The organism is Dorea chungnamensis (assembly GCF_039832125.1).
Lineage (GTDB): Bacteria > Bacillota > Clostridia > Lachnospirales > Lachnospiraceae > JAFBIX01.
Window position 1 is genome coordinate 18774 of record NZ_JBDOHT010000024.1, and the last position, 9772, is coordinate 28545.

Here is a 9772-nt window from a genome sequence, read left to right on the forward strand (position 1 = left end):
CCATTCCTTTCCGGCGGGTTTTCCCGCCGAAAATATCTCTGATAGGATTGGAATGGAATGAATGTAAATAGATGGTTTTAATCTCTGTATTTCTATATACCGTCAGATTTCCGTACTTCAAGAGGATTGATTTTCGTACTCGCCAAGTACGGTTTTCAGCCCTCCGGCGTACCATAACCGGATTTCTTGAAGTCGGTGTTTGGAACCGCTTCATAGGATTTCGGGTAAATGCGGTTGGGTTTTCCACAGCCCTGTTTCTGGATTTCCACCAGCCCCGCATACTGCAACTCCCGCAGGGTGTTGACCGCTTTCTGCCGCCCGCAGCGGAGCAAAGCGACCACCTCGCAGATGGGGTAGTACAGGTAGACCCGCCCGTACTCGTCCGCCCAGCCGTTCTTCCGGGACAACTCCGCCCGGCGCAGGACAAAGGCATACAGCACCTTCGCTTCGTTGCTCAAGGGCTGGAATGTGGGTGCTTCAAAAAGGAAATTGGGGAGCCGGGTGAAACTGAACGCCTTTTCCGGCTGGTGAATATAAATCGTGTTTGTCATAGCGTGTTTTGTGGACGGTTAGAGGCCCGTTTTCCGGGGCGAATGATAAATGATACCAGCCGCCCCGGTTGAGGGCTTGCGGAGCCTTGCAAATCAAGGCTTTTCCCGCTCTTAACTGTCCACAGCAGACCTCCTTTTCCGTTCACTTTCTGTTTTCTGCCGCCTGTGAACTCTGGCGGCGCAGTCCGGGCAGTATTTGCCCCGGTTGGACTTCGGGACGAACACACCGCCGCACTCCGCACAGCGTTTCAAGTCCCTGTCCCGGTAAATCTCCGCTTCCAGCGTCCTGTCCAGCGGCAAGACCGCCCAGCGGAACCACTTGCAGCAGACGGAGAACGAAATCATCTGCGGACAGGCGCAGGTGTCGCCATCGTCCAGCGCAAGGCAGTTTCCGTCCTCGCAGTTGCAGCACTCCCGGCGTATCAGGCCGCTGGCTCGTCTCTTCTGGGGCGGGGTTATGCGGTAGGGGGAGCCGTCCGGCCTGTGTTCCAGCGGCGGCAGGTGTTGATAGGGTCTTTTGCTCATGCGTCCCTCCGTTTTCTTTGGCGTGTTCTGTTTCCAAGGTGCTTGTCCATCGATGAACTATCCCAAGTCTACACCTTTTTGACCGCCTGTGCCGTATATCCAAGAGGTAGGAAATCAGCCTGAAAAACTCCCTATTTCCACGCTCTCGGATTTGTGATATAATCAAAAAAAGATAAAAGACAAATTCAGGTTTCTGGTCTTCTTGCACAAAATAAAGGAGGAGCTATTATGCAAATTGTTTATATTCCAAGCGAATCAATGTCTGTTCAAGGTAAAAAAGATGAAATCTATAAAAGATATGGGAAAGACTGGAATATTAGAGAACAGGGAGGAGGTAACGGAAATTGGTTGTTGACCAGAAAAAGTGATGTGCTTGTAGATGGAAAAAGTTATCGTACTTTTGTACTTGAACACTACGGTAAATCCAAGCTGACAGCGAAGCTTGTTGATAAATTTCGTGAAGATGTAGCAAATGGTAAAATAAAACTGTAAATGCCTATGCCGTTATGCTATGAGCATAGTACATAGCATAACGGCTTCTCTTTCGTTGAGCTAGCAAGGAGGGTGAATATGTCTTTATCCATACAAGAGCGATTAAAAGACCTACGTGTGGAGCGTGGCTTGACGCTGGGGCAGCTTGCGGAGCAGACCGGGCTTTCCAAGTCTGCGCTGGGCAGTTACGAAACGGAAGACTTCAAGGACATCAGCCACTATGCCCTTATCCGGCTGGCGAAGTTTTACGGTGTGACCGCTGATTATCTGCTGGGGCTGTCTGAAATGAAAAATCACCCAAACGCCGATCTTGCAGACCTGCGTTTGAGTGATGAAATGATTGACCTGCTGAAAAGCGGGAGGATAGACAATACCCTGCTGTGTGAGCTGGCGGCGCACCCGGATTTCCCCCGGCTGATGGCTGACCTTGAAATCTATGTGAACGGAACGGCACTGAAACAGGCGCAGGGTGCAAACGCCATAGTGGACACGATGAGCGCAACTGTTATAAAAAAGCATAATCCTGGCATGAGTGATACGCAGTTAAGACAGCTTATCACCGCCCATATTGATGAGGACGAGTTTTGCCGCTATGTGATACAACGGGACATAAACGGGATTGCCCTTGCTCTGCGGGAAACACACAAGGACGATTTTTTCAGCGTCCCAGAGGATAACCCGCTAAAAGAAATGCTGGAAACTGCTGGTGAAATCGTCAGCCAGGACAGCGACACGGAACAAGCGTACTTGGCGTTTATCTGCAAACGGCTCAAGCTGAATTTTAGGAAGCTGTCAGTAGAAGAACGGAAGTGGCTGAAAAAGATTGCGGAAAAATCCGACTTGCTGAAGAATCCAAAACCGCAGAGAGGACGAAGATAAAAAATGCCTGAACGGCGGTTCTGGTTTTTCAGAACCACCATCCAGGCATTTTGTTTAGTAATAGAAAAAGGTGCAGTTGATTATTGCGTATTGTCAATCTCTCTCAAACCGGGTAGTAAAAATACGGCAAGCGCAACGATGATAATGCCAATTCCGCAAATGACAAACCATTTCTCAACTCCCAGCCGCTCCGCCAGAGGCCCGGAAATGACAAGGCCAAACGGCATGGCGAGGGAAGCGGCGCTTGTCAGTAGAGAAAAAACTCTCCCCAGATATTCTGGTTTGACCGTTTCTTGAAAAATCGCATTTTGCACACCGTAAAATGGAGCGGAAATTCCCATAACAGTACAGCACACAACAAAGACAAGAAATGCGTCTGGCGGCAAAAGCCCGGAGAGCATATTGCTAACGCCCATCAGGAGAACGGAAAGACCGATGGTGTACCGCCGTTTCTTAAAACCGCCCCAAATGCTCAGAATGACTCCGCCAAGCAGCATACCAACCGCAAAAGCAATTTCAGCGGCAGAGGCATGGGCCGGTGTTCCTTTGAAGTATGACATACAGATGAGAGGAAAAAGCGTACTGATTGGCATATAAAAGAACATATAAATTACACCAATCCAGAGCAGAGCAAAGAGGCCCCTGTTTTGCTTTAATACCACATACCCCTCTTTCATATCCTGTAAAAACTGTTGTCTTTTCGTTTCTGGACATAGTTCAGGCGTTGGTATGGACGAAATCGCAACAGTCACACAGGCAAGGATTGCACCCACAATATCTAACAATATAATTGCATTAAGAGGCCAAACAGCATATAAAAACGCTGCGGCAGCTGGACTGATAATCGCACTTACTGCTTGCATGGTCTGCGTGTAACCAGCGCATTTTGTAAGTTCCTCTTTTGGCACAATCATAGGTGTTGCTGCGCTGAATGCTGGAGAATGAAAAGCAGTTCCCGCACTTCGGATTAACAGGACAACCATAATAGACCATACGGGCAATTCCATGTAAAACGCCACCAGCGCCAGAATACCGCCAGCGGCGGCAATTATCAAATCCGCACCAATCATTACGCTTTTACGGCTGTGCCGGTCAACAAAAGCACCTGCAAACGGGCCTAAACAGGCTTGCGGCAAAAATCCAATCAGTGTTGCCGCCGTCAATATGATTGCAGAATTAGTTTTCGCAACCAAATAAAAGATAATGGCCATTTGCAAAATACCGCTGCTAATAAAGGATATTGCTTGTCCGGCAAGAAGTGTAAAATAAGTTTTTCTCCATGAATTGTTGTTTTGGGTCATAATGCGAACCTCCTTTTTTATTGCATTGTTCCTTTGTTTCTGCAATAAAAAGCAGGCGTTGTCCCACAGAGAGGGCAGACGCCTGCATAACAACAAAGCACGAAAAAACACCACGATACAGTTCAAAGACTGCTCGTGTCAAACCTACGTGTTCCTTTGCATACGCACGCAAAAAAAGCCCACCATCATGTGGAAAGGTACTTCTACTTTTTATTGCTTATTAGCGTACACAAATTAACACACGTAAGCCTCCTTCCAATCTCAAACTGTCGCACAGTATAACACACATCCGATAGACTTGTCAACCATTTTTAACCTTGTTTTCCATCTTGTTTTTCCATCTCTTACGGGCAGTAGCAAAGCCAGGCGAGCCAGTCAACGGTCAAGATGAACGGCGCTTTCAGCGCCGCCGTTGACAGTCTCGCCCGTCTTTGCTAATGGGTAATCAAGGCGGGAAAGCCATTTTAGGGCTTTCCCGCCCATTTCAATTTTGGGAGAAGAAAGGCCCCAAAATGAACGAGTGCGGCCAAACACTTTTAGGGATTGGCCACCTTGTCCACCCATCCAGCGGGGCGGCGGGGAACGGTCAAGGCCGGGCGTCAGCCCATTCATTTCAGCCTTGACGGTTTCCTGCCGTCCTGCTACTTTTCCCGGAGTGTGGCCACACATCTGGTCACGGTGTCCAGAGCTTTGGGACTTTTTGTCCCATAGGCCGGGGGCGGAGGACGAGGGACGGGGGCTTTCATAATACGCCCTGTCTGCTGCTGAAATCAGCCCTTTGTTTCCGGCTTACCAGCCCCAAACAAAGCCCTGCTTTCCTGCCGCGTCAAATGCCCTTGCCCTCCCCGGCGGCAACGGTATTTTCAGGGCAACGCCGACAGAGCGTATAACACACTACACTTTGCTCCGCAAAGTCGTGTGCCAAATGGGGCGCTGCCCCCTTTGGAAACCCCCGCAACAAACAGGTGCTATGCACCCAGCCGGGAGCATAGCGCCGTTTGTTGTCAGCAGCCCGTTTCACGGTCTGCGTGTAGTTCCTTGTAAACTGACCTAAGCTGCCGTCAAAGACGAAATAAAACAACTTGAAAAAACTCTTGCTATGCTGGAATTCAAATGTTGGTATTATGACACCGCCATAGCTGATGGCAACGAAGATAAGATTAATGCCATGCTCCCCGATAATCTCCCAAAGGACATTCAAAAACTTTATAACAAAGCCCACAAATAAAATTTGCCAGGCGTAACTGCCTGGCATTTACATTTTATCAAGCACGAAAAAATAGAAATATATCAAATTGACACCTCTGTAATGTTTTGTCCACGTGTCCGTCATTGTCATACCGTTTCTTATGGCTACATTTCGAGAGGCTATATTGGTATCTCTGATGATAGAGCAGACTTCATCTACTATTATTTTGAAATAACCACTGTCCCCATCTTGAAAAACGAATGCACATCTGCTAAAATTGGTTTGCAAACCAATTTGTATGGCAGGGGGTGATTGATTGGCAGTACGAAGTGACGGACTTCAAACGGAAAAACGGATCTTGCAGGCTTGTGTCAGGCTGTTTCTGGAAAACGGATACCATCAGACGACCATGCTGCAGATTCTCAGGGAAGCAAAAGTTTCCTCCAGCAGTTTTCAGAACCTTTTTCATAGCAAGGACGGCGTTCTGATGGAGCTGGTGGAATTCATGTTTGAAAACCAGTTCGGGATTGCCAGAAATGTTGCGGGCGAGGCGTTCCCGCCGGTGTATGTCTATGCGGCAGAAACCGCGCTCCAGATTACATTGACGGAACTGAATGAAAATCTGCGGCAAATCTATCTGGAAGCCTACACGCAGGAACACCTGCTGGATTACATCCAGCGGGCCACGGCGAAGGAACTGTACCGGATCTTCGGTCCTTATCAGCCGGAACTTACGGAGCAGGACTTCTACGAGCTGGAATTCGGATCGGCAGGACTGATGCGCGGCTATATGGCAAATCCCTGCACAGAAGATTTCACGCTTGAGCGGAAGCTCAACAAGTTCGTGACGCTGGCGCTTCGTGGCTACAAGGTGCCGGAGGACGAACTGCAGAAGGTGCTTACGTTCCTCGCGGGGCTGGATATGCGCAGCATTGCCCAGTCGGTCATGGAAGAATTGTTCCGCCGGCTTGCTATGCACTATGATTTTTCCCTGGACGGACTTCTTCCACAGGGATAGAAACAAATAAAGTTGATTTGCAAGGGAGTACTCCCTTGCATAGGGAAAACTCCCCTATGCAATCTCCCTCTGAACAAATTCCTTTTCTACGGAGTACAGAAAAGCTAAGAAAGGAAATATATATGAAAAAACGATTTTTTAGCATTCTGCTGAGCCTTTGTATGGTGCTGATGCTCTGTCCGATGACGGTCTTTGCGGAAGATGGCACCGCCGCTGAACTACAGAATCTGCTGGACAATGGCGGCACGGTGACGCTGGAGAGGGACTATACCATCGACACGAGTTTGGAAGTGAACAACACCGTCACCCTTGACCTCAACGGCCATGTAATCAAGATGACCGGCAACGTAAGTGTGATTAAAATCAATAGTGGTGGTAATCTGACTTTGCAGGACTGCGACTCGGAAGCGACACATGACGATTCCTCCCTGCCTGTCGGCGGTGTGATCACCGGTGGCAATGCGACCTTGGGAGGCGGCGTGTATATCGGAAGCGGCAGCTTTACCATGAACGGCGGCACTATTGAGAATTGCAGCGCATCTAGTGGAGGCGGCGTGGGTATCAGCAGCGGCGGCTTTACCATGAACGGCGGCACTATTGAGAATTGCAGCGCATCTAGTGGAGGCGGCGTGTATATCAACACTGGCAGCTTTACCATGTACGGCGGCACCATTGAGAATTGCAGCGGATCCTATAGAGGAGGCGGCGTGTATATCAGCAGCGGCGGCTTTACCATGAGTGACGGCACCATTAAAAACTGCAGCGCATCTACCGATAGTGGAGGCAGAGGAGGCGGCGTGCATATCAACAGCAGGGGCAACTTTACCATGGACGGCGGCACTATTGAGGAGTGCAACGCATATAGTGGAGGCGGCGTGGGTACCTACAACGGCTTTACCATGAACGGCGGCACCATTGAGGATTGCAGCGCATCTAAAGGCGGCGGCGTGGGTATCGAAGACGGCAGCTTTACCATGAGTAACGGCACCATTAAAAAATGCAGCGGATCCTATAGTGGAGGCGGCGTGCATATCAACAGCAGCGGCAGCTTTACCATGAACGGCGGCGCCATTGAGAATTGCAGCGCATACGATAACAAAGGCGGCGGTGGCGGTGTGAATGTCGACAATAAGGGTAACTTTACCATGAACGGCGGCGCCATTGAGAATTGCAGCGCAGAGTATGGAGGCGGCGTGCGTGTCGTTTATTTTGGAAGTAGTTTTACCTCGAATGGCGGTATTGTTAAGGATACGGTTTTTATAGGTGATGGAACCAGTCTTCAAACCGCAAGCTCCGGCAGCTACACCACGTTCTATAGCGAGGTTAAAAACATGGGCACCATCAGCGGCGGCGTTTACTACGGCGGCATAATTAATATAGGGGGCCAGGTTACCGACAACACATATCACACCGTTCACTTTAATTCAAACGGCGGCAGCTCCGTCCCTACCCAGTGGTTCGTCAATACCAGCACCGCAAAAGCGTTACAGCCTGCTACTAATCCAACTAAGGAAGGCTATACTTTTGCAGGCTGGTACACGGACGAAACACTCACTAATCAATATAAATTTGAAGACGCTGTTACCGAAAACATCACTCTCTATGCGGGATTCGAGCCGCTCACCTACACCATCACCTATGACGGCGGCGACAGCGAGGGCAGCATCGCCTCGGGCACAAAGACCCACGGCGTGAACTATACGCTTTCAAGCGAGACCTATACCCGCGAGGGTTATGTCCAGACCGGCTGGAAGGATGGGAACGGCAGAGAGTATGAGCTCGGCGACAGCTATACCATAGATGCGGAACTGACTCTTTACCCCGTCTGGGATGAGATTATCGAAGTTCCATTCACTACCACAGTAAAGCAGGGCGGTAATGTTGCACCTGGCAAAACAGTTTTCAATCTGCAACTTGTAGGCGATCAGGGAGAGAATCTGTCATCTGAAGACGTGAAGGTCACTGCTTCCATTACCACAAACGGAGCAGGAAGCTACGAAGGTATCATGACGATTACCGGTCCTTCAGAGGATCTTCTGGCTATGTTAAGAGACGGAGTATTTGTAAAGCAGGTGAACGCAGGCGAAGATGGCTGGATTTATGATGACAAGGTGTGGGGACTTCGTTATAAAGGAGAAATTGCTCTTGCATATGACGATGAAATCTTACCTCCTTCTTCTATGCTCATTTTCCCGGCCATTCTCGTGCCGTCAGAGAATGGCAGTTACTACGAAATCCCTGATGATGTATATGCGGTGGAGCAGATGAGCTTTACCAACACCTATACAAAATCCACAACCGAGCCGACGGAACCAACCAAGCCGATGTCAAGCACCCCAACCACTAACGCAACGACGAGTGTACAGACAGGCGACAATAGCAATCTCATGCTGTGGCTTGTTCTGCTCGCTGTATCGGCTGCAGGTGTGATTGGTACAGGCGTGTACAGCAGACGCAGGAGAAGTTCCCGGACTAAATAAACGGGACAAAACATAACAACAGTTAGCAAACACCCTGCAAGACTAAGAATCCTGCAGGGTGTTTCTATGTCATAATGTATGTCATACCGCAAGGCAAGGATACTGCCCTGCGGTATTATTATCGCTGTGAAAACTATCTTTCTTTGTCGTGGGATCGGTGCCAGGGCTTGTGCTTGCCCTCAGCCTGTAACCGTATCATCATCTTTTGCATTGTGCAGAGCTCTGCCATATCCATATTGAGTACCGGTTTTCACGAGTAATTGGCATTAGGGACAACAATTTTATTGCATACAATTCATCACCAAATCACATACTCTGAATCACCTCCATACATTCTTCATATTGAAGAACATATGTTGCTTCATTTCCCTTCGGGCGAGTCATATTCTGGTGATCGTAGGAATCCAGCAAATCGAGTGCATTGCTGTACTTTTCGATTACAGAAAGCACCTGTTTGCTGTCCAGTTCATTCTCCGTCCTTTTCATAATTCGTATCGCTTTTCCCAATTGTTTGATACGATTATCATTCACCGCATACCCTTTCAATATGTACTGTTTTAATACAGAATTAGCCCAACGGCGAAATTCCACACCACGTTTGGATTTTACACGATAACCAACGGAAATGATTACATCGAGGCTATAATATTCAATATTTCTTTCTACTTCTCGTTCCCCCTCAATTTGAACTGTCGCAAATTTTGCGACAGTTGAATTGTCGACGGATAATTCTTCTTTCAAAGCATTATTAATATGCTTACCAATCGTTTTAATATCCCTGTCAAACAACTCAGACATCTGATTCTGATTTAACCATACCGTTTCGCCTTCCACAGTTACAGGTAATTTCACCTGATGATCTTCTGTTTCAAAAATTATGATTTCATTCCTGTTCATCAAACACCTTCCTTTCCATTTCTTCTTTCATCCCATTTTTCTCCAGATATTGATTCATTTTTACATAGTACATCAACATCCGAAGCAAATACTCAGGCATTTTCCTTCTGCCTGCTTCCCATTCTTCCAAATTGCGAAGTGGAATACCTATATACTCTGAAAATGCTTTTCTGCTCAAGCCTAAGCCTGCTCTGATTCTCTTTAACTTATCTGCCTGTTCTTGTAATTCTTCTCTTTTTTCCATGATAAAACCTCATTTTGCGCAAAACAAAAACCACCTTTTCGGTGGTTTTATTCTAAAATATCTGAACCATTTTGTATAATGGTCTCATAAATTAAGACACTTTTTCGGACAGTTTTTAATGAATCTGATATACTTAAACCAGTATGAAAGAAAGGATCCATTATCATGTCCAGACAAAGAAGAAATTTCAATGCCA

General features: G+C 47.9%; 10 protein-coding genes. 4 read left to right on the plus strand and 6 right to left on the minus strand.

The genetic code is table 11. The annotated features are described in order from the left end of the window. Nucleotides 1-155: 155 nt before the first annotated feature. Nucleotides 156-551, minus strand: a complete 396-nt coding sequence (locus ABE613_RS14355) for a replication initiator protein A (RefSeq protein WP_002575861.1) — start codon at nt 549-551, stop codon at nt 156-158. 111 nt (nt 552-662) lie between these two features. Beyond that, nucleotides 663-1076 (minus strand): cysteine-rich VLP domain-containing protein, encoded by a 414-nt coding sequence (locus ABE613_RS14360; RefSeq protein WP_002575860.1) that lies wholly within the window; start codon nt 1074-1076, stop codon nt 663-665. A 228-nt stretch (nt 1077-1304) separates the two neighbouring features. Here ABE613_RS14360 and ABE613_RS14365 point away from each other — a divergent pair, with 228 nt between their 5' ends. Both ABE613_RS14365 and ABE613_RS14370 read left to right on the plus strand, forming a co-directional pair. Next, on the plus strand, nt 1305-1568 hold the full coding sequence (locus ABE613_RS14365) for a hypothetical protein (protein ID WP_002575859.1): 264 nt from the start codon (nt 1305-1307) through the stop codon (nt 1566-1568). 78 nt (nt 1569-1646) lie between these two features. After that, nucleotides 1647-2447 carry a helix-turn-helix domain-containing protein gene (locus ABE613_RS14370; protein ID WP_002575858.1) on the plus strand — a complete coding sequence of 267 codons (801 nt, stop codon included), beginning with the start codon at nt 1647-1649 and terminating at the stop codon, nt 2445-2447. Between the two features lie 80 nt (nt 2448-2527). On the opposite strand, the gene ABE613_RS14375 is transcribed toward ABE613_RS14370, so the two are convergent. After that, on the minus strand, nt 2528-3748 hold the full coding sequence (locus tag ABE613_RS14375) for a Mef(A)/Tet(V) family efflux MFS transporter (RefSeq protein ID WP_002584949.1): 1221 nt from the start codon (nt 3746-3748) through the stop codon (nt 2528-2530). Nucleotides 3749-4574: 826 nt separating this feature from the next. Continuing rightward, entirely contained in the window at nt 4575-5003 is a 429-nt protein-coding gene (locus tag ABE613_RS14380; RefSeq protein WP_347376740.1) for a hypothetical protein, read from the minus strand. A 250-nt stretch (nt 5004-5253) separates the two neighbouring features. Here ABE613_RS14380 and ABE613_RS14385 point away from each other — a divergent pair, with 250 nt between their 5' ends. Both ABE613_RS14385 and ABE613_RS14390 read left to right on the plus strand, forming a co-directional pair. Beyond that, the gene (locus ABE613_RS14385) at nt 5254-5955 is read left to right on the plus strand and encodes a TetR/AcrR family transcriptional regulator (protein WP_347376741.1); all 702 of its coding nucleotides are present in this window, start codon (nt 5254-5256) and stop codon (nt 5953-5955) included. A 122-nt stretch (nt 5956-6077) separates the two neighbouring features. After that, nucleotides 6078-8435, plus strand: a complete 2358-nt coding sequence (locus ABE613_RS14390; RefSeq protein ID WP_347376742.1) for an InlB B-repeat-containing protein — start codon at nt 6078-6080, stop codon at nt 8433-8435. Nucleotides 8436-8741: 306 nt separating this feature from the next. On the opposite strand, the gene ABE613_RS14395 is transcribed toward ABE613_RS14390, so the two are convergent. Both ABE613_RS14395 and ABE613_RS14400 read right to left on the minus strand, forming a co-directional pair. Beyond that, nucleotides 8742-9332: a virulence RhuM family protein gene (locus ABE613_RS14395; RefSeq protein ID WP_347376743.1), complete on the minus strand. Its 591-nt coding sequence runs from the start codon at nt 9330-9332 to the stop codon at nt 8742-8744. Then, on the minus strand, nt 9319-9576 hold the full coding sequence (locus ABE613_RS14400; protein WP_347376744.1) for a helix-turn-helix domain-containing protein: 258 nt from the start codon (nt 9574-9576) through the stop codon (nt 9319-9321). The genes ABE613_RS14395 and ABE613_RS14400 overlap by 14 nt, the downstream gene beginning before the upstream one ends. Between the last annotated feature and the right edge of the window lie 196 nt (nt 9577-9772).

Excerpts from the sequence above, each read along its gene's own strand:
- ABE613_RS14355 (WP_002575861.1), bottom strand. The coding sequence starts at position 551 with ATGACAAACACGATTTATATTCACCAGCCGGAAAAGGCGTTCAGTTTC.
- ABE613_RS14360 (WP_002575860.1), bottom strand. The coding sequence starts at position 1,076 with ATGAGCAAAAGACCCTATCAACACCTGCCGCCGCTGGAACACAGGCCG.
- ABE613_RS14365 (WP_002575859.1), top strand. The coding sequence starts at position 1,305 with ATGCAAATTGTTTATATTCCAAGCGAATCAATGTCTGTTCAAGGTAAA.
- ABE613_RS14370 (WP_002575858.1), top strand. The coding sequence starts at position 1,647 with ATGTCTTTATCCATACAAGAGCGATTAAAAGACCTACGTGTGGAGCGT.
- ABE613_RS14375 (WP_002584949.1), bottom strand. The coding sequence starts at position 3,748 with ATGACCCAAAACAACAATTCATGGAGAAAAACTTATTTTACACTTCTT.
- ABE613_RS14380 (WP_347376740.1), bottom strand. The coding sequence starts at position 5,003 with ATGCCAGGCAGTTACGCCTGGCAAATTTTATTTGTGGGCTTTGTTATA.
- ABE613_RS14390 (WP_347376742.1), top strand. The coding sequence starts at position 6,078 with ATGAAAAAACGATTTTTTAGCATTCTGCTGAGCCTTTGTATGGTGCTG.
- ABE613_RS14395 (WP_347376743.1), bottom strand. The coding sequence starts at position 9,332 with ATGAACAGGAATGAAATCATAATTTTTGAAACAGAAGATCATCAGGTG.
- ABE613_RS14400 (WP_347376744.1), bottom strand. The coding sequence starts at position 9,576 with ATGGAAAAAAGAGAAGAATTACAAGAACAGGCAGATAAGTTAAAGAGA.